This is a genomic window from Mycobacterium sp. (assembly GCF_046330795.1).
Taxonomy (GTDB): domain Bacteria; phylum Actinomycetota; class Actinomycetes; order Mycobacteriales; family Mycobacteriaceae; genus Mycobacterium.
In genome coordinates, this window is the sequence record NZ_JAXLSA010000001.1 from 1,046,473 (window position 1) to 1,070,794 (window position 24,322).

18 protein-coding genes and 1 pseudogene are annotated in these 24,322 nt (G+C 68.8%); 5 read left to right on the top strand and 14 right to left on the bottom strand.

Annotated elements, in window-relative coordinates; translation table 11 throughout:
* Nucleotides 1–10: 10 nt before the first annotated feature.
* Entirely contained in the window at nucleotides 11–3,508 is a 3,498-nt protein-coding gene (gene car, locus U0R18_RS04895; protein WP_526366492.1) for a carboxylic acid reductase, read from the top strand.
* Nucleotides 3,509–3,566: 58 nt separating this feature from the next.
* Nucleotides 3,567–4,472, top strand: coding sequence for a lytic transglycosylase domain-containing protein (locus U0R18_RS04900; RefSeq protein ID WP_526367435.1), 906 nt, complete (start codon nucleotides 3,567–3,569; stop codon nucleotides 4,470–4,472).
* A 3-nt stretch (nucleotides 4,473–4,475) separates the two neighbouring features.
* Here U0R18_RS04900 and U0R18_RS04905 read toward each other — a convergent pair whose 3' ends face one another.
* From U0R18_RS04905 to ruvC, 4 genes are all read right to left on the bottom strand, one after another.
* Nucleotides 4,476–4,862, bottom strand: a complete 387-nt coding sequence (locus U0R18_RS04905) for a DUF1304 domain-containing protein (protein WP_526367437.1) — start codon at nucleotides 4,860–4,862, stop codon at nucleotides 4,476–4,478.
* A gap of 113 nt (nucleotides 4,863–4,975) precedes the next feature.
* Complete coding sequence (gene ruvB / locus U0R18_RS04910) at nucleotides 4,976–6,040, bottom strand: Holliday junction branch migration DNA helicase RuvB (protein WP_526366494.1); 1,065 nt, start codon at nucleotides 6,038–6,040, stop codon at nucleotides 4,976–4,978.
* Nucleotides 6,037–6,630, bottom strand: a complete 594-nt coding sequence (gene ruvA / locus U0R18_RS04915; RefSeq protein WP_526366496.1) for a Holliday junction branch migration protein RuvA — start codon at nucleotides 6,628–6,630, stop codon at nucleotides 6,037–6,039. The genes ruvB and ruvA overlap by 4 nt, the downstream gene beginning before the upstream one ends.
* Complete coding sequence (ruvC, locus tag U0R18_RS04920) at nucleotides 6,627–7,181, bottom strand: crossover junction endodeoxyribonuclease RuvC (protein WP_526366498.1); 555 nt, start codon at nucleotides 7,179–7,181, stop codon at nucleotides 6,627–6,629. Before ruvC ends, ruvA begins: the two co-directional genes overlap by 4 nt.
* A gap of 96 nt (nucleotides 7,182–7,277) precedes the next feature.
* Between ruvC and U0R18_RS04925 the strand changes: the two genes are divergently transcribed.
* A complete protein-coding gene (locus U0R18_RS04925) occupies nucleotides 7,278–7,676 on the top strand; it encodes a nuclear transport factor 2 family protein (RefSeq protein WP_526366500.1) in 399 nt (132 codons plus the stop codon).
* Nucleotides 7,677–7,739: 63 nt separating this feature from the next.
* On the opposite strand, the pseudogene U0R18_RS04930 reads toward U0R18_RS04925, so the two are convergent.
* From U0R18_RS04930 to U0R18_RS04940, 3 genes and pseudogenes are all read right to left on the bottom strand, one after another.
* Nucleotides 7,740–12,777 (bottom strand): annotated as a pseudogene (locus tag U0R18_RS04930) (ATP-binding protein); the annotation flags it as partial.
* A 179-nt stretch (nucleotides 12,778–12,956) separates the two neighbouring features.
* Complete coding sequence (locus U0R18_RS04935) at nucleotides 12,957–13,712, bottom strand: YebC/PmpR family DNA-binding transcriptional regulator (RefSeq protein ID WP_526366502.1); 756 nt, start codon at nucleotides 13,710–13,712, stop codon at nucleotides 12,957–12,959.
* Between the two features lie 43 nt (nucleotides 13,713–13,755).
* Nucleotides 13,756–14,352 carry a TetR/AcrR family transcriptional regulator gene (locus U0R18_RS04940; RefSeq protein ID WP_526366504.1) on the bottom strand — a complete coding sequence of 199 codons (597 nt, stop codon included), beginning with the start codon at nucleotides 14,350–14,352 and terminating at the stop codon, nucleotides 13,756–13,758.
* A 98-nt stretch (nucleotides 14,353–14,450) separates the two neighbouring features.
* On the opposite strand from U0R18_RS04940, the gene U0R18_RS04945 reads away from it, so the two are divergent.
* Complete coding sequence (locus U0R18_RS04945; RefSeq protein WP_526366506.1) at nucleotides 14,451–16,184, top strand: CocE/NonD family hydrolase; 1,734 nt, start codon at nucleotides 14,451–14,453, stop codon at nucleotides 16,182–16,184.
* On the opposite strand, the gene U0R18_RS04950 is transcribed toward U0R18_RS04945, so the two are convergent.
* Nucleotides 16,178–16,933 carry a hypothetical protein gene (locus U0R18_RS04950; protein WP_526366508.1) on the bottom strand — a complete coding sequence of 252 codons (756 nt, stop codon included), beginning with the start codon at nucleotides 16,931–16,933 and terminating at the stop codon, nucleotides 16,178–16,180. The genes U0R18_RS04945 and U0R18_RS04950 overlap by 7 nt on opposite strands.
* 36 nt (nucleotides 16,934–16,969) lie before the next feature.
* On the opposite strand from U0R18_RS04950, the gene U0R18_RS04955 reads away from it, so the two are divergent.
* The gene (locus U0R18_RS04955) at nucleotides 16,970–18,604 is read left to right on the top strand and encodes an amidohydrolase (RefSeq protein ID WP_526366510.1); all 1,635 of its coding nucleotides are present in this window, start codon (nucleotides 16,970–16,972) and stop codon (nucleotides 18,602–18,604) included.
* A gap of 79 nt (nucleotides 18,605–18,683) precedes the next feature.
* Here U0R18_RS04955 and pdxT read toward each other — a convergent pair whose 3' ends face one another.
* From pdxT to U0R18_RS04985, 6 genes are all read right to left on the bottom strand, one after another.
* A complete protein-coding gene (gene pdxT, locus U0R18_RS04960; RefSeq protein WP_526366512.1) occupies nucleotides 18,684–19,268 on the bottom strand; it encodes a pyridoxal 5'-phosphate synthase glutaminase subunit PdxT in 585 nt (194 codons plus the stop codon).
* The gene (tesB, locus tag U0R18_RS04965; protein WP_526366514.1) at nucleotides 19,265–20,113 is read right to left on the bottom strand and encodes an acyl-CoA thioesterase II; all 849 of its coding nucleotides are present in this window, start codon (nucleotides 20,111–20,113) and stop codon (nucleotides 19,265–19,267) included. The genes pdxT and tesB overlap by 4 nt, the downstream gene beginning before the upstream one ends.
* Nucleotides 20,114–20,116: 3 nt before the next feature.
* Complete coding sequence (gene pdxS, locus U0R18_RS04970; protein WP_526366516.1) at nucleotides 20,117–21,025, bottom strand: pyridoxal 5'-phosphate synthase lyase subunit PdxS; 909 nt, start codon at nucleotides 21,023–21,025, stop codon at nucleotides 20,117–20,119.
* Nucleotides 21,026–21,181: 156 nt separating this feature from the next.
* Complete coding sequence (locus U0R18_RS04975) at nucleotides 21,182–22,171, bottom strand: NUDIX hydrolase (protein ID WP_526367439.1); 990 nt, start codon at nucleotides 22,169–22,171, stop codon at nucleotides 21,182–21,184.
* 56 nt (nucleotides 22,172–22,227) lie between these two features.
* Nucleotides 22,228–23,358, bottom strand: a complete 1,131-nt coding sequence (locus tag U0R18_RS04980; RefSeq protein ID WP_526366518.1) for a glycosyltransferase family 4 protein — start codon at nucleotides 23,356–23,358, stop codon at nucleotides 22,228–22,230.
* On the bottom strand, nucleotides 23,358–24,320 hold the full coding sequence (locus U0R18_RS04985; RefSeq protein ID WP_526367441.1) for a phosphatidylinositol mannoside acyltransferase: 963 nt from the start codon (nucleotides 24,318–24,320) through the stop codon (nucleotides 23,358–23,360). Before U0R18_RS04985 ends, U0R18_RS04980 begins: the two co-directional genes overlap by 1 nt.
* Nucleotides 24,321–24,322: the final 2 nt, after the last annotated feature.

Sequence of the window (24,322 nt, forward strand, 5' to 3'; positions counted from 1 at the left end):
GATTTGCCCCATGCTCACCGATACCCGCGACCAACGGCTGCAACGCCGGATCGCCTCGCTCTACGACACCGATCCCCAGTTCGCCGCGGCGGCTCCCGACCCGATCGTGAGCGCGGCCGCCGACGATCCGGCGCTGTCACTGCCCGAGATCATCCGCACCGTCATGACCGGCTACGCCGACCGGCCTGCCGTCGGACAGCGGGTTGTCACCTACCGCCGGGATCCGGACACCGGCCGCACCACCGCGGTGCTGCAACCGCAGTTTGAAACGCTGACCTACGGCCAACTCTGGGATCGCGTGCAGGCGGTGACGGCCGCGCTCGCCGATACGGTGCACCGCGGCGACCGGGTGGCGATCCTCGGATTCACCAGCGTCGACTACACCACCATCGACATCGCACTCACGCAGTTGGCCGCGGTGGCCGTACCCCTGCAGACCAGCGCGCCGCTGTCCGTGCTGTCCCCCATCATCACCGAGACCGAACCCACGGTGATCGCCACCAGCATCGACTTCCTCGACGACGCGGTTGCGGTGATCGAAACCGGCCCGTCGCCGGCGCGTCTGGTGGTCTTCGACGTGTACGACGGCGACGACGACCACCGCGACGCCCTGGCCGCCGCAACCGCACGACTGGCCGGCAGCGCCATCGAACTGACACGCCTCACCGAACTGATCGCCGCGGGTACGGATTCCGTTGTGCCACTGCGGGTTCCGCAGAGTGAGGACGACCTGGCCCTGCTGGTGTACACCTCCGGCAGCACCGGGGCGCCCAAGGGTGCGATCTATCCGGCGCCCAAGGTCGCCGACCACTGGCGGGTGGCGACGGCTGCCCACTGGAACGAGCAGCAAGGGTTGTTGCCCTCGATCGTGCTGAGCTTCCTGCCGATGAGCCACGTGATGGGGCGAGGGATCCTCTACGGCGCACTGTCCACCGGCGGCACGGCGTATTTCGCCGCACGCAGCGATCTGTCGACCCTGATCGAGGATCTCGCCCTGGTGCACCCCACCCAACTGAACTTGGTGCCCCGGATCTGGGACATGCTCCACCAGGAGTACCTCGGTGAACTCGACCGCACCGACGGCTCCCCCACCGATGTGATGGCCGCCGTCCGGCGCCGCACCCTCGGCGACCGCTATGTCGCCGCGCTGACGGGGTCGGCCCCCATCTCGGGCGAGTTGCGGTCCTGGGTCGAGGATTTCCTCGGCATGCACCTGCAGGAGGGCTACGGGTCGACCGAGGCCGGGGCGGTATTCGTCGACGGCGTGATCCGGCGACCGCCGGTGCTCGACTACAAGCTGGTGGACGTCCCCGAACTCGGCTACCTCCGCAGCGACCAGCCGTATCCGCGGGGCGAACTGCTGCTGCGCTCCACGCAGGTGTTCCCGGGCTACTACGAGCGGCCCGAGCTGACCGCCGAGATGTTCGACGCCGACGGGTTCTACCGCACGGGTGACATCGTGGCCGAGCTCGGACCCGACCGGGTGGAGTACATCGATCGTCGCAACAACGTGCTCAAGCTCTCCCAGGGTGAATTCGTAACGGTGTCCAAGCTCGAAGCCGCCTTCACCGCCAGTCCGCTGGTGCACCAGATCTACCTGTACGCCAACAGCACCCGGCCCTACCTGCTGGCCGTGATCGTGCCGACCGAACATGCTCTGGCCCAACATGATCCGGATGCGCTGCGCAGTGCGCTCGCCGACTCCCTGAAGAGGGCCGCGCGGACCGCCGACCTGCAGTCGTACGAGGTCCCGCGCGACTTCCTGGTCGAGACCACCCCGTTCAGCGTGGAGAACGGTCTGCTGACCGGCATCCGCAAGCTCGCCTGGCCCAAGCTCAAGGAGCGTTACGGCGCGCAGCTGGAAGACCTCTACACCGAACTGGCCGGCGCGCAGGCCGGTGAATTGCGCCGATTGCGCCGGACCGGGTCCGCCGGCCCGGTGCTGCCGACCGTCGTCCAGACTGCCGCCGCGCTTCTGGGCGTTTCGGCCGCCGAGGTGTCCGGCACCGACCACTTCACCGATCTCGGCGGAGATTCGTTGTCCGCGTTGACCTTCGCCAACCTACTGCGGGAGATCCTCGAGGTCGACGTTCCCGTCGGGATCATCGTCAGCCCGGCGACCGATCTGTCTGCCATCGCCGACCGCATCGAGGCCGAACGCTGCGAGGACACCGGTCGCCCGACGTACGCCGCCGTGCACGGCCGGGACGCCGCCGAGGTGCGCGCCGCCGATCTGACCCTGGACAAGTTCATCGACGCGCCGACACTGGCCGCCGCACCGTCGCTGCCCGGACCGCGATCCGAGATCCGCACCGTATTACTCACCGGCGCAACCGGCTTCCTCGGTCGATACCTGCTGCTGGAGTGGCTCGAGCGGATGGCACTTGTCGACGGCACGGTCATCTGTCTGGTTCGGGCGAAGTCCGACGACCAGGCCCGGACCCGGCTCGACGCCACCTTCGATACCGGTGATGCGGCCCTGATCGCCCACTACCGGGAACTGGCGCCGCACCTGGTCGTCATCGCCGGCGACAAGGGTGAGCGCAACCTCGGACTGGACCCCGCTACCTGGCAGCGACTGGCCGACGAGGTCGATTTCATCGTCGACCCCGCGGCCCTGGTCAACCATGTGCTGCCGTACCGGGAGCTGTTCGGGCCCAACGCGGTGGGCACCGCCGAACTGATCCGGATCGCACTGACCACCCGCATCAAACCGTTCGCCTATGTCTCGACGATCGGCGTCGGCGCGGGTATCGAGCCCGGGAGGTTCAGCGAGACCGGGGACATCCGCGCCATCAGCCCGGCGCGCCGCGTCGACGACACCTATGCCAACGGTTACGGCAACAGCAAGTGGGCCGGCGAGGTCCTGCTACGCGAGGCCCACGACCTGTGTGGTCTGCCCGTTTCGGTGTTCCGCTGCGACATGATCCTGGCCGACACCAGCTATGCCGGCCAGCTCAACCTGCCCGACATGTTCACCAGGATGATGCTGTCGCTGGTGGCCACCGGGATCGCGCCGGGGTCGTTCTATGTGCTCGACGCCGACGGCGCCCGGCAACGCGCACACTACGACGGCCTGCCGGTGGAGTTCATCGCCGAGGCGATCTCGACGCTGGGTGAGCGCGTTGCGTTGGAGTCGGGCGGAAGTTTTGAGACCTACCACGTGATGAACCCCCATGACGACGGCCTCGGGATGGACGAGTTCGTCGACTGGCTGGTCGCGGCGGGATACCCGATCACCCGGGTGGCCCGCTACGACGAATGGCTGGGCCGGTTCGAGACCGCGCTGCACGCACTACCCGATCGGCAGCGACAGGCGTCACTGTTGCCGCTGCTGCACAACTACCAGCAGCCCGGGGTGCCGATGAACGGCTCGATGGCGCCCACCGACGCCTTCCGCGCCGCCGTCCAGGACGCGAAAATCGGCCCCGACAAGGACATTCCGCACATCTCCCGCGCAATGATCGTCAAGTACATAACCGATCTGAAGCTACTGGGTCTGCTGTAGCGTTGGCGCCGTGATCCGGGGCGTGGTTCAGGGCGCAATGCGCGGCGGAGCGCCGCTGATGCTGGCCGCCGGTCTGCTCGGCATGATCGGCTGCACCGACTCGACCGCGGCACCGGGCCCGGTGACGGTGATCGCGGAGTCCCCTCCGGTGCTCGCCCCGGTCCCGGCTGCTCCCCCGCGGCCCGTACCCACCGGCATCCAGCCCGTCCTGGCCACCGACCCGGCTGCGCTGGCCGATGATCTGGTGGCCGACGAACGCGTCGTGCGTGACCCGGCCACGCCGCCGGGCGAACTGGCGACGGCCGCGAAGCGTCAGCAGGCGGCCTACCGCGCGCTCGGCAATCACCCCGAGTGGGATTCGGTCGTCCGTCCGCGCATACCACCGGAACTGCTGGACGGCTACGATCACAACGTCGCCGCGCGCCGCGCGCTCAATGCGCTGGCGCCGATCCGGGATACGTTGCCCGCGTGGCGGATTCAGCCGCCGGCACCCGCCGGAGAGCTGCTGGGCTACTACCACGAGGCCGAAGCCGCCACCGGTGTCGCGTGGAACTACCTGGCCGCGATCAACCTGATCGAGACCCGGCTGGGCAGCATCAACGGGGACAGCACGGCGGGGGCGCAGGGTCCGATGCAGTTCCTGCCGGAGACGTTCGGCGCCTACGGCCAGGGTGACATCCACGCGCCGCGGGACGCGATCATGGCGGCCGGCCTGATGCTGGCCGCCAACGGTTTTGCCGGCGATCCGTACCGGGCGGTGTTCGCGTACAACCATTCCGACGCCTACGTGCGGGCTGTCCAGGAGTACGCCGCCGTGCTCGCTGCCGACCCGACCGCATTCGGCGGGTACTACAACTGGGACGTCTACTGCAAGACCACCGCCGGCGATGTGCTGCTGCCCATCGGGTACGCCGCGACGGCGCCCGTGCCCGCCGCCGAGTACGTGGCCGGCCACCCGCAGTAACAGCTAGCCGCGTAACCCGATGAGCAGCAGGATGATCCCGATCACCGGCAGGGTGCCCTGCACCACCGCGGCCCGCAGCTTGTCGCGCGCCGAGGCCATCAGGACCAGCGCGGCGGCGGCCATCGACCCGATGCCCGCGAGGATCAGCGCGGTCCCGACCCCGGTGTGCCCCAGGGCCAGGGCGACGATTCCGACACCGGTGACGATCGCCAGGAACAGGTTGTAGAAGCCCTGGTTGAACGCCAGCAGTTTGGTGGTCTCGGCCTCCTCGGCCGTGGTGCCGAAAGTCGCCCGGGTGCGCGGCGACGTCCATGTCAGCGATTCCATCGTGAAGATGTAGACGTGCAGCAGCGCGGCCAGCGCTGCGATGATCAAGGCGGCGGTCAGCATCACGCGACCAGGTTATAGATCAACAGCCCGATCATGATCGCAACCACCACAACCGAAACGACCCACCGAATTCTTCCTGATACCCCAGACACTTTGGCATCCTCCCACGAGAGCTATTCGAAGAGACCCTGCTGGCCCAGCCCAGTGACCTGCGGTGGGGTCAGACCCAGATGCGTCCAGGCCGCCCGAGTGGCGACGCGGCCGCGCGGGGTGCGCGCGATCATCCCGGCCCGCACCAGGAACGGCTCGCAGACCTCCTCGACCGTGGTGGCCTCCTCGCCGACCGCGACCGCCAGCGTCGACACCCCCACGGGCCCGCCGCCGAAGCTCCGGGTGAGCGCGGACAGCACCGCGCGGTCCAGCCGGTCCAGCCCGAGTTCATCGACGTCGTACACCGCGAGTGCGGCCTTGGCGATGTCGCGGGTGATGACACCGTCCGCGCGCACCTCGGCGTAGTCGCGGACCCGGCGCAGCAGCCGGTTGGCGATGCGCGGCGTGCCCCGCGAACGTCGCGCGATCTCGGCGCCCGCCTCCTGGCCGAGTTCGATGCCCAGGATGCCGGCCGAGCGCGACAGCACCAGTTCCAGTTCGAGGGGCTCGTAGAAGTCCATGTGCGCGGTGAACCCGAACCGGTCGCGCAGCGGCCCGGTCAGCGCGCCGGACCGGGTGGTCGCCCCGACCAGCGTGAACGGCGCCACCTCCAGCGGGATGGATGTCGCACCGGGGCCCTTCCCGACGACGACGTCGACGCGGAAGTCCTCCATCGCCAGGTACAGCATCTCCTCGGCCGGCCGGGCAATCCGGTGGATCTCGTCGATGAAGAGGACGTCGCCCTCGACGAGGTTGGACAGCATCGCGGCCAGGTCGCCCGCGCGTTCCAGCGCGGGTCCCGAGGTGACCCGCAACGCGGAGCCCAGCTCGGCGGCGATGATCATCGCCAGCGAGGTCTTGCCCAGGCCCGGCGGCCCGGACAGCAGGATGTGATCCGGTGTCCCGCCGCGGTTCTTGGCCCCCTCGATCACCAGCTGCAGCTGCTCGCGCACCCGCGGCTGGCCGATGAACTCCTGCAGCGAGCGCGGCCGCAGGCTGGCGTCGATGTCGCCCTCGCCGACCGTCAGTGCGGGCGAGACGTCCCGCTCGTCCTCAACCTCGGGATCGTCCCCGTCGAAGCGGCTCACTTGTTCTTGCCCAGCAGGTTCAGGGCGGCCCGCAGCACGGCGGAGGTGCTGGCGTCCGGGTCGCCGGCGAGCACCTTGTCGCAGGCGTCCTCGGCCTGCTTCTGGGCGAAGCCGAGGCCGACCAGGGCTTCGACCACCGGGCCGCGGACCCCGTGGCCGCCGGCCACGCCCGTCCCACCGGCGGCCGGGGTGGCGCCGATCTTGTCCCGCAGTTCGAGCACCATCCGCTCGGCGCCGCGCTTGCCGATACCGGGCACCCGCGTCAGGGCGGTGACATCGCCGTCGGCCAGGGCCTGCCGCAGCGTCGGGGCGTCGTACACGGCGAGGGTGGCCAGCGCGATCTTGGGCCCGACCCCGGACACCCCGAGCAGCGTGCCGAACAGGTCGCGGGCGTCGGCGTCGGCGAAGCCGTAGAGGGTCTGGGAGTCCTCGCGCACGATCATCGCGGTGACCAACCGCGCTTCGGTGCCGCGGCGCAGGGTGGCCAGGGTGGCCGGGGTGCACATGACCTTGTAGCCCACGCCGCCCGCTTCGACGACCGTGTGGTCCAGCGCGACGTCGAGGACCTCACCGCGCACCGAGGCGATCACCGGACGGCCTTGAGCCGGGCCTGGTACTTGCGGCGCTGCTCGGCGGCCATCGCCTCGGCAGCGGCCATCCGGGCGATCATCGGCGCCCGCCAGCAGTGACAGATCGCCAGCGCCAGCGCATCAGCAGCATCAGCCGGCGTCGGCTTGGCCTGCAGCGCAAGGATTTTGGTGACCATGGTGGTGACCTGAGCCTTGTCGGCCCGGCCGTTTCCGGTGACGGCGGCCTTGACCTCGCTGGGGGTGTGGAAGTGCACGTCGATGTCGCGGCGGGCGGCAGCAAGCGCGATGACGCCGGCGGCCTGCGCGGTGCCCATGGCGGTGTTGGCGTTCTGGTTGGAGAACACCCGCTCGATGGCGATGACGTCCGGCACGTGGGTGTCGAGCCAGTGCTCGACGGTGTCGCTGATGGTCAACAGCCGCTTGGCCAGGGGTTGGTCGGCCGGGGTGCGCACCACGTCGACGTCCAGGGCGGTGACGTGACGGCCCTTGCCGGTCTCGATCACCGACAGGCCGCAGCGCGTCAACCCGGGGTCGACTCCCATCACGCGCACGCCCCAACCCTTCCGTCTACGAACAGCTGTTCGATACCTTAGCCGCGGACGGCGACAATCCGACGCAGGACACACCCCGACCGTACGATCGCCCGCATGGCCTTCTCCGGACCCGCCGAGGACCGTGAACTGATCCGTGAACTCCTGGCGGGCTACGCCGATGCGGTCACCAGGCAGGATCTCGACGGCTACCTGTCCTGCTGGACCGAGGACGCCATCCGCACCGGACCCGGGGGTGACTGCCACGGCAAGGACGAACTACGCGCGCAATGGCACGGCGTCTTCGAGGCCGTCGCGCAGATGGCGTTCTTCGCACAGGCCGGCGCGATCGAGGTCGACGGCGACGCGGCCGACGTGCGGTCGCACTGCCTGGAATACATCGGCCTGCGCGACGGAACCAGCCGGCGGGTCGTCGGCGAGTACACCGACCGGTTGGTACGGATGGGCGGGCGCTGGCTCTTCGCCGAGCGGCACTATCGCGTGCTGATGAGCTAACCCGCACCCGCCAGGCCGCTAATTCTCGGCGCGTTCGGCGGCAGCGCCGGAACCGTCGAGGTGAAGTTCGTCGAAGCGGGCGAGCGCGGCGTCCAGGTCTGTCTCATCGAAGACTTCACAACGGCTGACCATCTTCTCTGCAACGGTCAGGACAGCGATGCCCCGCCATTCGGCGTCGAAGCCTTCTCGTAAGGTCTCGTTCGCCGCGTATGTGACGACGGCTCCGCGGCGGTCGAGCCGATGCACGGCCTCGATGTACGTCGTCGTGGCCTGGTCACCATCACGCCCGGCGCGCAGATATGCGGACAACTCGTCCGGTCCGAACGCCAGCTCGCCTCGGTGGTCGACAGTCACGCAGTCCGGCGTCATCAGCGGCATCTGGAGCCGGTTGATCGCGGTGTAGGCAGATGCGACAGCCGACCACGTCTGCGCGTGGGCGGCTGCCTCTCCCCCGCGATACCGGGAGTCGAGTTCGGCGATGGCGGCGTCGAAGTCCTCGACGTCGTACACCACGTTCGCCCCACTCCGCCCCGTGGTATCGGTCTCGACGGCAACGATGAAGTCACTTTGGAACGCTTCGAACCGCTGATCGTGACTCGAGAAGTGGATATGAACGAGGGCAAGGCGCTCGCCGCGGGTCGCGATGGTCGTCTGCGATACATGCGCGACGCCCGTATCGGCCCCCACCCTGAGACTTTCGACGACTGAATCCCGGCCCTGCATCAGGCCGTAATTCACCACGGGACGACGATCCTCGACGGTCGCATCGTCGGCCAGGATCTCGGCCAACGCTTCCCAGTCGCGGGCCAAGAAACACGTCCAGAAGCGCTGGCTCACTCCGCTCGCCGCATTCTCGAGGCGTCGCGCCGGTGGATGCGCCTCCGCGGATCGAGCGTGGAGCGCGTCGAGTTCGGCGAGCGCGGCAGCCATGTCGTCGAGGTCGAACCACACCTGCAGCGCTATTCGCCCCTCGTCGTTGACGCCGTACACCTGCAGAAATTCGTCGCGCGGCGCCCCAGGGGTCGAGTCGGCGGTGCTCAGCACCACGCGGGCGAGCGCGAGCCGCTCGCCTCGCACAGCGATAACGACGTGGTCGGCCCGCATGGCCCCGTTCTCCAGGTCGCACCTCGTCTGATGTATCACGTCGTGCGCGGCGAATTCGTTCGGTTCGAAGCCGACGACCTTCCGCCGACTCTCGATGGATGCTTCCGGCGGTACGCACAGCCGCTCGAGCTCGTCCCAGTCCCCGTGGTCGATAGCGGCCACCACACACTTACTTGCCCGGACGGCCGCGGTGTCATACTCGACGCTCGGGGGTGCGGGTGGTGCCGGGGCGGGCGATGGCTTTGCACCGACAACACGGAACGCGTTGTCGGCAAGTGCCGCAGCGCCTTTGGTGTCATACAGACCCACCGCGCGCTGGGCGGCGGCGCGCGCCCCGGCGACATCGCCGGCGGCGTCCAACACCACCGCCAATGCGAGGCACGCGTCGCCGTGATCGACCAACAAGTCGGTGGTCTCGGCCAGGCCGACAGCGGCCTCGGCGATACGCCGCGCCTCGACATGATCACCACCGCGCCCCAGCAGCTGGGCTCGTACCGTGCGCCAGGCGATCGACGCCTTGAGCGCATGTCCCGCGAGACGTTCGCTCTCCGAACATAATTCGTCGGCCTCGGCATCCCGGCCGAGTTCGAGGCAGGTACGCGCCAACAACGCCGCCGTCTCGGCGATGTCGGCGTCGAGGTGCATGCGACGAAAGCCGTTGTACGCCTGGCGCAGATGGGGCTCGGCCGCGGCGGGATCGCCGCACACCAGTTCGACGATGCCGGCAAAGTGCTCGACCTCGAGAAGCGCATGACGCAAGCCGAGCTCGGTGACCACCCGCCTAGCGGATTCGATCATTCGCCGGGCGGCCGCTGCACGGCCACGAAAAGCCTCCAACACCGCCTGACACCGCGTCGACGTCGCCTCGACCGCGGGTGAGTCGGTGGTGATACGAAGGAGCCGCACGACGTCGAGACACCGCCCCCCGGCCCGCGATACCGGGCTCGGGCCCCACAGCGCCGCTAGTGGCGCGCCGGCGAGAACCGCATTCACCCGCCGGTGTTCGCGCGCACGCCGTGCCGCGGTGAGAGCATTGTCCAGCGTGATCTCACAGTCGCCGATTCGGCCGAGTCGGGCGAGGCACGCGGCACGGACGGTGTGCGCCTTGGCTTCTCCCGCGGCATCGTGCAATTTGGCGAGCTTCTCTGCGGCCACCGCAACAGCGGTTTCGACGTCGTCCAGCCGCTCGGGATGGACGAGCATCGACAGCTGGCCGTCGAAGCACGTGGCCCACGCCGCGAGACGGACAGAATCCCGCGCGGCCCCTTGCAGTTGCGTCACCGCATCCACCGCGGACGCCACGTCGCCGGCGGCCAACAGAGCCTCGCAGCGCGCCACCAGGAGTTCGGCGGCCTGGTCGGCGCGGTCGGGCAATTCGTCGTCGAGTTCCTCCAATGCATGCAGGGCGCGGTCGTAGAGTTCGGCCGCTCCTTCGTAGGCGAGGCGGGTCATCGCCTGGTCCGCCGCGCGCCGGCAGTATTCGACGGCCTTGGCCGCGTTACCGGCCCAGGCACATTCGAAGTAGTGGTGAGCCAGTTCGTCCAAGAGCTCATCGTCGGCACCGGGCGCGTTCTCGAGCGTCGTGGCGATGCGCTGGTGCAGCCGCATCCGCCGCACGGACGCCAACTCGGCGAGCAGCGACTGTCGGACGATGGCATGGTTGAACCGGTATCGACCCCCGGGCTCTTCGACCACGATGCCGGCTTGGCACGCATCGTCGAACGCGTCGACGAGATCTTGGTCGACCACCCGCTCGACGAGATCCAGCGCGAACCGGCTGCCGACAACCGCGGCTGCCGCGAGGGCCTTGTTGGTCGCCGCCGGAAGCCGGGAAAGCCTGCGGCTCACGGCTTCCCGAACTCCCTGCGGCAGGGTGCCCGCATCCCAGTGGCCGCCGCTCTCTGCCACATGGCGCAGTGCCTCGATGAGGAAGAACGGATTGCCACCGGTGACGGATGCCAGTGCGCGAGCCAACTCTTCGTCCTCGTAGCCGGCCTCGGTGACATACGCCGTCACGTCGCTCTCGTTCAGGCCGCTGAGCGCAATCCGGCCGGCGGTGCCGTCACGGTGCAGGTCGGCGAGCATCGCCGCCAGCGGATGCGATCGGTCGAGGTCGGTGCTGCGGTACGTGCCGACGATCTGCACCCGGGCGTGCTCGCCGAAGCGCAGCAGATGACGCAACAGGAGCAGCGTAGGTTTCGCGGCCCATTGCAGATCGTCGAGAATCAGCACGACGGGTGCGTTCGCCGAAGCCATTCCCAGCACGGCGACCACGGCGTCGAAGAGCGCATACCGTTCGGTGTCCGGGTCGGCGCGCGTCGGGGCGGCGATGTCAGGTACGACATCGGCCAGCCCGGGAACGAGCGGAAGCAACGCTTCGACGCCGCGCATCCCCCGGAGCCGGTCGGCACCGAGGCTGGGCACGAGCGATCGCAGGGCTTCCGTGAACGCCTGATAGGGCGCCCCGAGGTCCTCGTCGCAGCGGCCGTAGATCACTACGGCCCCGTGCCGGTACGCCTGCCGGGACCATTCGCCCGCCAGCCGGGTCTTGCCCACACCGGGTTCACCGGCGATCAACACGGCATGCATGCCATCGGTGAGCGCGGTCTGCCACGTGGTCAGGAGCGCCTCCAACTCGCGCCCGCGCCCGACGAATGGGCCGGGACCGGCCAGCACCGTGGGCAGGGGCGGCCGTTCCATCGGTGGCTCAGCTGTCGGCTGTCGGAGAATGTCATCGGCGTCTTCCAGGCGCAACGCGAAAACGTGCTCCGGGCGCGCCAGGTTCTTCAGCTGGCGCAGTCCCAGGTCGGCGAGCACGACGTCGTCGGGCAACGAGTCGATGACGAGTTCGGCCGTCGCACCGGAGCACAGAATCTGGCCACCCTCGGCCAGCGACCGCAGCCGCGCGGCGCGGTTCACGCCCGGCCGAAATAGTCGCCGTCGCGAAGCTCGACCTCGCCCGTGTGCAACGCCACGCGGATTCGCATGGGCTGCATCAGTTCCCACGGCTCATGCCGGATCGCGTCCTGCACCTCGATGGCAGCAGCGGCCGCCGCAGAAGGCCGCTCGAAAACCGAGAACGTGGCATCGCCCTCGCCGCGGGTCTTGATCAGCCGTCCACCGCGGGACGTGACGATCTGCTCGATGACCTCGTCGTGACGCGCGAGCGCAACGGCCATGGCGTCGGCTTCGGCCTCCCACGCGGCGGTCGATCCCTCGATGTCGGTGAGCAGGAAGGTCACTGCACGCATCACCGTCGCAAGTTGTTGTGTCGCAGGTATTTCCAATGTCACATCCTGCGCGACGATCGCGGCCTCGAGCCGTCGAAGATCCGGCCCCGGGTCGACGCCGAGCTGGTCGGCGAGCAGCGACCGGGCGCGTTGATAGGCGCCGAGCGCCTCGCCCTGCCTGCCGGCGCGGTACAGGGCGAGCATCAGCTGGCCCCAACGCCTCTCGCGCAGCGGTGCGTCGGCCACCGCGGCCTCGAGCTCGCCGACGATCTCTGCCGCACGGCCCGTCGCGAGCAGTGCGTCGGCGCGGTCCTCGACCAGCGCGGCATGGCCCTCCGCCCAGCGGGTCTTCTCCGACGCCCCCCGGGCGGTGTCGGGCAGTTCGGGGATTCCGCGCCACAGGGCCAGCGCCTCGTCGAACCGGGCCACCGCCGCGCTGGTGTCGCCGGCGGCACGCCCCGTCCTGGCGGCCAGTTCGTAACGCGCCGCATCGATCTCGGTGGTGCTCAGGGTCCAGCCGGTTCCCTCGGTCACCACGAAACCGTCACCCAGGGTGCGGCGGAGCGACGATATGTGGGTCTGTAGGGCCTTGTCGGCGGTGCGCGGCGGGTCGTCACCCCAGAGCAACTCGACCAGCGTGCCGGCCGCGACGATCGATCCATGATGCAGGCCGAGCATCGTGAGGATGGCGCGCGGTTTCGCGCCCGGTATCGCGACGGGCGCGCCGTCCATCCGAACCTGGAGCGGCCCAGAACCCCCAGCTCCACCGAAAGAAGCGTAGTCACATGATCGATACTCGGTGGGACGATTCAACACGCGGTCAAAGGCGAGTAAAGGCACCGACGCACGGCTGGACCTCATCGACGAGGGTGCACAAAATCCAGTCGCCGGCGGGCGTGTCGCCGTACCGACGCGCACGCCCGCATAGAAACGGAGGAACCGAGAACTACTCGGCGTCGAGTTGTGCGGCGACGTCGTCGGGAATGTCGATATTCGTGTAGACGTCCTGCACGTCGTCGCTGTCCTCGAGCGCGTCGATCAGCTTGAGCACCTTGCGGGCACCCTCGAGATCCACCGGCACGGTGACCGACGGCTGGAAGCTCGCCTCGGCGGAGTCGTAGTCGATTCCGGCGTCCTGCAATGCGGTGCGCACGGCCACCAGATCGGTCGGCTCGCAGATGACCTCGAAGGCCTCGTCGAGGTCGTTGACCTCCTCGGCACCGGCCTCGAGGACGGCCAACAGCACGTCGTCCTCGGTCAGACCGTTCTTCTCCAGGGTGATGACACCCTTGCGGGAGAACAGGTAGGACACCGAACCGGGATCGGCCATGTTGCCGCCGTTGCGGGTCATCGCGACGCGGACCTCACCGGCGGCGCGGTTGCGGTTGTCGGTCAGACACTCGATCAACACCGCGACACCGTTGGGCCCGTAACCCTCATAGGTGATGTTCTGCCAGTCCGCGCCGCCGGCCTCTTCGCCGCCGCCGCGTTTGCGCGCCCGCTCGATGTTGTCGTTGGGCACCGAGGACTTCTTGGCCTTCTGGATGGCGTCGTACAAGGTGGGGTTGCCGGCCGGGTCACCACCGCCGACACGCGCCGCGACCTCGATATTCTTGATCAGCTTGGCGAACATCTTGCCGCGCTTGGCATCGATGACGGCCTTCTTGTGCTTGGTGGTGGCCCACTTGGAATGGCCGCTCATGCAGGTACTACCTCTTGTTCTCGCCGTATCTGACCCGACGAGTCTACTGGTCCAGGTTTCCGCTGACGTAGCGCTGGAGATTCGGCGCCACCGCGGCGACCAGTTCGTCGTCGGTCATGGACGCCACGGGTTCGATCTTCCAGACATACCGCATCATGGCCAGACCCATGATCTGCGACGCGATCAGGCCACTGCGCACCGAACGTTCATCGTCGGTAAGCGAGGACACCCCGATCAGCTGGCCCTCCACCACCCGGCGCAGCTTCTCGCGGGTGGCCGGTTCGTGCGCCGCCGTCTGCAGCACGGCCCGCAGCACGCGTCCGGTCTCCTCGTCGGCCCACGCACCGAGCATCAGGCGCAACAGCGCCTCACCCAGATCGTCCACCGGGGCGGTCCACGTCCTGGCGACGTTCTCGAGCCAGCGCGCCGGCGGGTTGGTGGCGGCGTCGAGCAGCCCCTCCTTGGAGTCGAAGTAGTGATAGACCAGGGCCGGATCGACGTCGGCGGCCCGCGCGACGGCTCGGATGGTGGTGCCCGCCCAGCCCGTCTCCGCGAAGGCCTGGCGAGCCGCATCCAGGATCCGGCCGGCCAGCACGCCGCGTTCGTCCCGCGGTCCCGGAGTTGTCGGCTTCCTCGACATGAGATTCATCCTCGCACGAATTTCCTCTTGCGTTGAGACTTGTCTCATCGTAGCGTGAGACTAGTTTCAACAGACCGTGAATTACTTGAGGAATCGCCATGCCCGCACTCAGTTCCCATCTCAATGGCCCCCAGACCACCGGCCGGCAGTACCGCAACCTCACCGAACCCACGCACTCCGTTCGGCACGACGTCAACGTGGGTGTCCCGGTCCGCGACGGCACCACCCTGCTGGCCGACGTGCACCGGCCCGACGCCGACGGGCGTTTTCCCGCGCTGATCGCGGCCTCGCCCTACCCGCGCCAGATCCAGGACCTCGGCGCGCCGATGGGCTTCATCGAGGCCGGCAACACCGAGTTCTGGGTCTCCCGCGGCTACGTGCACGTCATCGCCAACGTCCGCGGCACCGGCGGGTCGGGCGGCACGTTCGGTTTCTTCGACGCCCAGGAACGCCACGACATGTACGACCTGGTCGAGTGGGCCGCCGCCCAGCCCTGGTGTGACGGCACCGTCGGGATGATCGGCATCAGCTACTTCGCCATGACGCAACTGGAGGCCGCCGTCGAGAAGCCCCCGCACCTGAAGGCCATCTTCCCCGTGGCCGTCACCGCCGACCTGTTCGAGGCGGCCAGCCACCACGGCCTGGTGAGTTCGTCGTTCCTGACGCCCTTCCTGTCGATGATGGGCCTGACGTCGGGACGCAGCGACGAGTTCTGGCGCAGCCTGCCGCTACAGATCGCCCGAAAGGTGCTGAACACCGGCCCGCTGCATCGCAAGTTCGGCACCATGAACGGCGAGGCCGCCGTCACCGTCATGCGCCAGGTGCTGAAGCTCCCCCACGATCCGCATCCGTGGGACGAGCTGTGGCTGGACGCGTTCGTGAGACATCCACTGCGCGATTCCTGGTGGGAAGAAAGGGATCTCACTCCCCTGCTATCCGATATCGACATCCCGGTCTACCTGGGCTGCGACTGGGAGAACGTCCCACTGCACCTGCCGTCGACATTCGCGTGCTGGAAAGCGCTGGCGCACAATCCAAATGTCCGGATGGGCCTGCTCGGCCAGTACGGATTGACCTGGCCGTGGGAGAGCCTGCACACCGAGGCGCTGGCCTGGTTCGACCACTGGCTCAAGGGTGCCGACACCGGGATCCTGGACGGCCCGCCCATCCGGTACGTGCTGCCCGGCGCCGAGGGTTGGCACACCGCCGAGCAGTGGCCGCCGGCCGGCACCGCGCACCGGGAGCTGGCGCTACGCGCCGACGGAGCACTGGCCGCCGACGAGGGCGACCCGGGATCCCGGTCGTTGATAACCCTGGGATCGGGCACCGGCCGCGTCAGGGCCAGCGCGATCGACCCGCCCGCGCTGCTCGACTGGACCTCTGCCCCAATGGAACACGACCTGGACGTGGTCGGCGACATCGAACTGCGGCTGACAGCCTCGGCGACCGCGACGGACACCGCGTGGCTGGCCACACTGCAGGACATCGCCCCCGACGGCACCGCGGCCGACGTCACCGCCGGCTATCTGCGGGCCGGACTGCGCACGGTGGACGATGCCGCCAGCACCCCCGGGGCCCCGGTGTTGCCCTGCCGCACGGCGGTGGCAGTTCCGGTCGGCCAGCCGATCGAATACCGAATCCCGTTGGTGCCCAACGCCCGCCGATTCGCCGCCGGGCATCGCATTCGCGTCGTGCTGACGAGTGACGACCAGAACCCGGAGACACCGGCCATCATGAACTTCCGGCACGCGTCGGTGGGCACCAGCAGCATCAACACGGTGTTCTCGTCGTCGCGGCTGCTGCTGCCCGTGCTCCCGGGCCAGAACTACTGAGCCGGGTCCGGCACCGACGGCGTCCCGCCGATGAGGTCGTCCCAGTGCCGCCGGATCGGCGCCCAACGCTCGTCGAAGTCGTCGGCGCGGGTCCGGGCGCTCTCCAGCTTCTTCTGGTCGTACCACTTGCGCGCCCAGGGGGAGGTCGGGCGGGCCAGCCGGATGGCGGCCACCCAGGCGACCGGTGAGACAAACAGGCTGATCAACGCCGTCGGGTACTTGCCCTTCAACGCCACGACGGCCACCACCAGGAAGTGCAGCAGCAGGGCCACCACGGCCGCGTAGCGCCAGGCCGCGACGCCCGCGGGCAGATCGTCGGTGTGGATCGGCGAAACTCCGGCGGCGGCCAGGCCGACGCACGCGCCGGCCAGCGTCACGATGTTGACCGACAGCTGGCCCTCCTGGGTCCAGTAGACGTCCTGCAATCGGAAGATCATCGCGAACTCGTCGAGCACCAACGACGAGCCGACCCCGACCAGCAGCGCCGCCAGGTACGACCACACCGACAGCGGCGGGCAGCCCACGGCGGTGAACGCGCCCGCGATCAGCAGGATGATGCCCGGCGTCGAGTGGTGCATGTGCACTCCCCCGGCGCTGACGTTGTGGAACGGCCCCTTGCCCGCCCGGATCATCCGGGTGATGGTGCGGGTGGTCAGGAAGGTCACCACGAACGCGACGAAGCTCAGCAGCAGCGGCCCCTTGTAGCCGTCCACGACGTCGTGCTGCCACCATTGCGAAACCCATTCCACGGCCCGGAGTCTAACGGCGAACCTAGACTCGGTCGGGTGTCAGCAGCGGCCACCATCTATGTCGGCGCAAATGTCATCACCATGGACGACGCACACCCGACCGGCGAGGCCGTCGCGGTGTACGACGGCCGGATCACCGCCGTCGGGACGCGCACGGACGTGCTGGCCGACCAGCGTGGCCCCACGACCGCCGTCGTCGAGCTGGACGGCGCCACCCTGGCGCCGGGATTCGTCGACCCGCACAGCCATTACATCAACGCACTGAGCGTGGCAAACCAGGTCAACGTGTTCGCCCCGCCGGCCGGCCCGGGTGCCGATGTCCCCGCGATCATCAACGCGCTCGAGCGCTTTCGAGACGCACACCCGATCACGCCGGGCGAGATGCTGGTGGCCTACGGCTACGACGACACCCTGATGCCCGGTGGCCGCACGCTGTCCAGGGCCGACCTGGACGTCGACTTCCCCGACACTCCCGTGCTCGTGGGCCATGTGTCGATGCACGGCGCCGTCCTCAACGGCGCCGCCATGCGCAAGTTCGGGATCACCGCGGACACGCCGACGCCACCGGGTGGGGTGATCGTGCGCCAACCGGGCAGCAACGAGCCCGACGGCCTGGTGATGGAAACCGCGTTCCTGCCGATCTTCGCGGCGATGCCCAAACCCACTGCCGCCCAGGAGGTCGACTGGAGCAGGGCGGGGCAGCTGCTCTACGCCGCGGCCGGGATCACCACGGCCCACGAGGGCGCCTCGCACGCCTCCGACGTCGCGTTGATGCAGCGCGCCGCGGCGGGCGGGGCCGCGCTGATCGACATCGTCGCCTATCCGTTCATCCTCGATCTCGCCGAGGTGCTGGCGGACAATCCGCCGGAGACCTTCGGCCGCTACGTCAACCGGCTCAAACTGGGCGGGGTCAAGGTGACCCTGGACGGTTCACCGCAGGGCCGCACCGCGTACTTCACCACGCCGTATCTCACCGAAGGACCTGACGGACAACAGAATTGGTGCGGCGAGTTGCCGTTCACCCAGGACACCGTCAACGGCTGGTTCAAGACGGTGTACGACCTCGGGCTGCCGCTGGACATCCACGCCAACGGCGACGCGGCCATCGACGTCGCGCTGACCGCACACGAATTCGCCGCCGCCGGCGATCTGTCCCGGCCGCGGCGCACCGTCATGGTGCACTCGCAGTTTGTTCGCCGGGATCAGTTGCGGCGGTACGTCGAATACAACATCATCCCGTCGTTCTTCACCGAGCACACCTTCTATTTCGGCGACGCGCACGTCGCGCTGCGCGGCAGACAGCAGGCCGACTTCCTGTCCCCCATGCGCGCGGCGCTCGACCTCGGGCTACAGCCCACCAATCACACCGATTTCGTGGTCACCCCGCTGGATCAGATGTTCCTGATGTGGACGGCGGTCAACCGGGTATCGCGCAGCGGCGCGGTGCTCGGCGCCGATCAGTGCATCACGCCGGCCGAGGCGCTTCGGACCATCACGATCAACGCGGCCGCCCAATACGGCGAGGCCGACCAGAAGGGCTCACTGACCCCCGGCAAATTGGCCGATCTGGTTGTGCTGGATGGCAATCCGCTGACCGTCGATCCGATGGCGATCAAGGACATCAGGGTCCTGGAGACCATCAAGGAGGGCCAGAGCGTCTACCGGGCGTGAGGGTTCCCCGCCGAACGTGCGCAGAAGTACGCTCCACCGCGGCGTGTCGGGTACCGACACGCACACTCGCCGTGGAAGGTCAGAGCCCGTCGACGAACAGCTGGTGCACCCGGCGGTCCCCGGTGACCTCGGGATGGAAGGCCGTTGCCAGCGCGCTGCCCTGCCGCACGGCGACAGGATGACCGGCCGCGGTGGCCAGCACCTCCACCAACGGCCCCACCCGCTCGACCCACGGCGCCCGGATGAAGACGGCGTGCACGGGCTCGGCGAGTCCGGCGAAGTCCAGGTCGTCCTCGAACGAATCCACCTGTCGCCCGAAAGCGTTGCGCCGCACCGTCATATCGATGGTGCCCAGCGGTACGGCCTCGCGGCCCTGATTACCGGCATCCAGGATCTCCGACGCCAGCAGGATCATCCCGGCGCACGATCCGTACACCGGCAGCCCACCGGCCAGCGCGGTCCGCAGCGGCTCGAGCAGCTCGAAGACCCGCAGCAGGTGACTGATCGCGGTGGACTCCCCGCCCGGGATCACCAGTCCGTCAACCGAATCCAGTTCGCCGGCGCGGCGCACGGTCACGGCCTCGGCGCCGCACGCATGCAACGCGGCCAGATGTTCGCGGGTGTCGCCCTGCAACGCGAGTACACCGACGCGCGGGGCGTTCACTTCCCCGGGCCCGAGTAGTCCCGCTGATAGCGGGTCAGCCCCTCCTGCATGACGGCCGCGACCATCTCGCCGTACTGGTTGTAGATCTTGCCCTGGGTGAGTGACCGGCCGCCGCACGCCGACGGTGAGGACTGGTCGTAGAGCAGCCACTCGTCGGCCCGGAACGGCCGCATGAACCACAGCGCGTGGTCCAGGGACGCCACCATCAGGTGCTTGCGCTCCTCGATGTGGTTGACCTGCGCCGAACCGAGCAGGGTCAGATCGCTCATGTAGGCCAGCGCGCAGATGTGCAACACGTGGTCGTCGGGCAGCGGATCACGGTGCCTGAACCAGACCTGCTGCTGGGAGGCCTTGCCGGGGGTCAGTTGCAGCTGTTCGCGGGGCACCATCCGGACGTCCCACTCGGCGAACTGGGAGAAACTCGCGTCGTCGAACACCCCGCCCTTCTTGATGAAGCTGGGCAGGTCGTCGGGCGCCGGCGCCGGCGGCATCGCGTCCTGGTGCTCGATGCCGCTCTGATCACTCTGGAACGACGCCGACATGCTGAAGATGGTCTTGCCGTGCTGGACCGCGCTGACCCGGCGGGTGCAGAACGACCCGCCGTCGCGGATCCGGTCCACCAGGTACACCGTCGGGGCGCGGGCATCACCGGGACGCAGGAAATAACCGTGCAGCGAATGCACCTGGAACTGCGGTTCGACGGTCCGAACCGCCGAGACCAGTGACTGACCCGCCACGTGCCCGCCGAAAGTCCTTTGCAGGAACCCCGATTCGGGACTGAACACGCCACCGCGGTAGATATTGACCTCGAGCTGTTCCAGATCGAGGATCTCTTCGATGGCCAAGGGTTACCAGCCGCGCGAGGCGAGGCGGTGCGGCTGCGCGATGTCCTCGACGTTGATCCCGACCATGGCCTCACCCAGCCCGCGGGACACCTTGGCCAGCACGTCGGGGTCGTCGTAGAACGTGGTGGCCTTGACGATCGCGGCCGCCCGCTGCGCCGGGTCGCCGGACTTGAAGATCCCCGACCCGACGAACACACCCTCGGCGCCGAGCTGCATCATCATCGCCGCATCTGCCGGGGTGGCGATGCCGCCCGCGGTGAACAGCGTCACCGGCAGCTTGCCGGCCTGCGCCACCTCCGCCACCAGTTCGTAGGGCGCCTGCAGTTCCTTGGCGGCCACGAACAACTCGTCCTCGGACAGCGATGTCAGGCGCCGGATCTCGGCACCGATCTTGCGCATGTGGGTGGTGGCGTTCGAGACGTCACCGGTGCCGGCCTCACCCTTGGAACGGATCATGGCCGCGCCCTCGGTGATGCGCCGCAGCGCTTCGCCCAGGTTGGTGGCGCCGCAGACGAACGGCACGGTGAAACGCCACTTGTCGATGTGGTTCTCGTAGTCAGCCGGGGTGAGCACCTCGGACTCGTCGACGTAGTCCACCCCGAGGCTCTGCAGGATCTGCGCCTCGACGAAATGACCGATGCGGGCCTTGGCCATCACCGGAATGGTGACGGCTTCGATGATGCCCTCGATCATGTCCGGATCGCTCATCCGCGACACCCCGCCCTGGGCGCGGATGTCGGCGGGTACGCGTTCGAGCGCCATGACGGCGACGGCCCCCGCTGCCTCGGCGATGCGGGCCTGTTCGGGGGTGACGACGTCCATGATGACGCCGCCCTTGAGCATTTCGGCCATGCCGCGCTTGACGCGCGCGGTTCCGGTCCGGGGGGCCGTCCCGTTGGTCTGGGCGTCCACAGTTATCTCTCCTTGGCTGGTTACCCGCCCATTCTAAGGGTGCGCACCAAACCGATTGTCCAGGCGATCAGCGCACGACCATCACGAATGTGCAGCCATACGCATTTGCGGTGATCGGAATTACATACGGCTGCACGCTCGCGCGAAAGAACAGTGTCAGCGGATGGCCTGCGGCTCCGCGGGGGCCGCCCAGGTCTCCGGGGCGCCCGTCAACCGCTGAGCGGTATCCAGCAGCTCCCCCAGCTGCAGCGGATACACGGTCTGCCCGGCCCGGGCCAGATTCGCGATGTCTGCCGCGTCACACCAGCGGTGCCCGTGGATGTAGCGGCGTTCCAGCGCCGTGCGGCCGGCCTCCGACGGATCGAACCGGGTGGTGCGGTGGACGAAGAAGAACTCGCGGCTGCGCATCACCGACCCGTTGAAGTCGATCATCGCGTCACGCCGCCAGACCGGGCCGAGGAGTTCGTCGGGATGCACCCGCAACCCCGTCTCCTCGGCCAGCTCCCGGACGGCGGCCTGCACCAGCCGCTCCCCGGCCAGCGCCTGACCACCGACGGTGAACCACCACTTGCGTGCCGGCCCGGCGGAATCTTTGGCCGGATCGGATCCGCAGAACAGCAGCACCGCCCCGGTCTCGTCGAGCAGCACCACCCGCGCCGACGTCCGCAGCAGGGGCTCGTCGGTCTCGGTGTCCGGATTCGTCACCCGTTCGGCGATCTCGAAGTACGTCGGCAACGGTGCGTGCCCGCCGAGACGCAGCAATCGGACGATGGGACGCTCCCGCAGGGACAGCGTGTCCCGGACGGCGTCGTTGTGGAACCGCCGGGCCAGCACCACCCGGGCCTCGGCGTCGGCAAGTTCGGCCACCAGCGGGGTGGGCAACCTGGTCATGTCGACCCGCGCCAATGCCGTCGACAGTTCGTTCTCGGCGGTCTCGCGGCCCGCGCGCGGCGAGCGCTCAGCGGCGTCGGCCAGCGCGACGAGACGGCGGCCGACAGCCAGGTCGCCGTAGCTGTCGGCGGCCACCGCGCGGGCCACCACCGCGCGGCGGGCCAGCGCGCTGTCCAGCGCCTGCCAGGACAGGTCGTAACGGACGTGCAGGCGATCCAGCCGGTTGGCGGTGCCGAACGCCCACACCGCGCCCATCGCCAGCACGAAGGCCACCAGCGTGCCCAGGGCGAGCAGCACCGTCAACCCGGCGCTCACGGGACCACCTGGACCTTCACCCCGGCGCCGGCCACCGTCTCGTACACCCGGATGATCTGATCGGCCACCACCGACCAGTCGTAGCGCTGCACGGCCTCGGCGGCCGCGGCGACGTAGCGCTGCCGAGCCGCGGGGTTGTCCAGCACGCCGATCAGCGCGACCGCGAGCGCATCGGAGTCACCGACCGGCACCAGCCGTCCCGCGGCGCCGTCGGCCAGCACCCGGCGGAATGCGTCGAGGTCACTGGCCACCACCGGGGTGCCGGCGGCCATCGCTTCCACGAGCACGATGCCGAAACTCTCGCCGCCCAGATTCGGCGCGCAGTACACGTCGGCGCTGCGCAGCGCCGACGCCTTCTCGGCATCGTCCACCTGACCGAGGAACCGCAGATGACCGGCGAGTTCGCCTGCCGCACTGCGTAATTCGTCCTCGTCGCCACGGCCGACGATCAACACCTCGAGATCCGGGAAGTGCGCGACCAGCGCGGGCAGCGCCCCCAGTAGCACGCTCATGCCCTTGCGGGGCTCGTCGTAGCGGCCCAGGAACAGGACCGACCGTCCCGCGCGCGGATAGCCCGGCAGCGTCGGCGCGGACGCGAATGCCGCGACGTCGACACCGTTGGGGATCTCCACCGCATCCGACCCCAGGGCTTCCATCTGCCAGCGCCGCGCCAGGTCGGAGACGGCGATGCGGCCGACGATCTTCTCGTGGGACGGCCGCAGGATTCCCTGGAAAACACTGAGCGTCAACGACTTCGTGGTCGAGGTGTGGAACGTCGCCACGATCGGACCCTCGGCGGCCTGCAACGCCAGCATCGACAGGCTGGGCGCGTTGGGCTCGTGCAGGTGCAGCACGTCGAAATCGCCCTTCAGCAGCCACTTCTTGACCTTGCGCAGTGTCGCGGGCCCGAACCGCAGCCGCGCCACCGACCCGTTGTACGGGATCGGCACGGCCTTGCCGCCGGACACCACGAAGTCGGGCAGGTGCGCGTGCGCGTCGGCGGAGGCGGGCGCCAGCACGCTGACATGGTGCCCGCGTTCACGCATCACCTCGGCCAGTTGCAGCACGTGTGCCTGGACCCCGCCAGCGACGTCCAGCGAGTAGGGGCACACCATGCCGATACGCATCAGGTCCCCCGGTGCAATCGGGCCCGTTTCTCCGCGCTCAGATCGGCAATCCACTGGGGCTGCAACATGTGCCAGTCCTCGGGGTGCTCGGCGATGGCCCCGGCGAACACGTCCGCGAGCGCCTGCGTGATGACCCCGACGTCACCGGAATCCGTGTCGAGGGCATCGAAGATGTGCACCACACAGTCGGCGCCGTCGTAGTGCACGTGGGCCGGATGCAGCGGCGCCCCGGTCTGCAGCGCCAGTTTGGCCGGGCCGGCCGGCAGCCGGGTGGCTTCGCCGAAGAACTCGACCTCCACGCCGCGTGAGGTCAGGTCGCGGTCCGACATCAGACAAACGATTCCGTTGCCGCGCAACCGATCCGCGAGCACCTCGAACGGTGGCTGGGCGCCGCCGGTGAGCGGGATGATCTCGAAGCCCAGCGACTCCCGGTATTCGACGAAGCGCCGGTAGAGCGACTCCGGCTTCAGCCGCTCGGCGACGGTGGCGAACCGGCCGTAGTGCTGTACCACCCACACGCCCGCCAGGTCCCAGTTCCCGCTGTGCGGCAACGCGATGATGGCGCCGCGACCGGCCGCCTTGGCGTTGGCGAAATGCTCGGCACCGATGAACACCTCATCGAGGCGGCGGGCGACCTCGGGCAGATTCATCGACGGCAGCCGGAACGCTTCCCGCCAGTACCGCGCATAGGACTCCAGCGACGCGCGGATCAGGTCGCCGGGGACATCCCTCGGCGCCACCCCGATCACCCGCGCCAGGTTGCGGCGCAATTGGTCCGGGCCGCCGCCCAGTGAGGCATACCAGGCGCCGGCGTCAAAGGTGTTGCGGGCGACGAATTCCGGCATGGCCCGCACCAGCCGCCAGCCCGTCGCGTAGCCCAGGTCCGAGACCCGGCCGGTCAGCGGCACCCGCAGGCCGCCGAGCGCCGGAACGTTGGGAACCCCGCCGGGCGTGGACATCATTG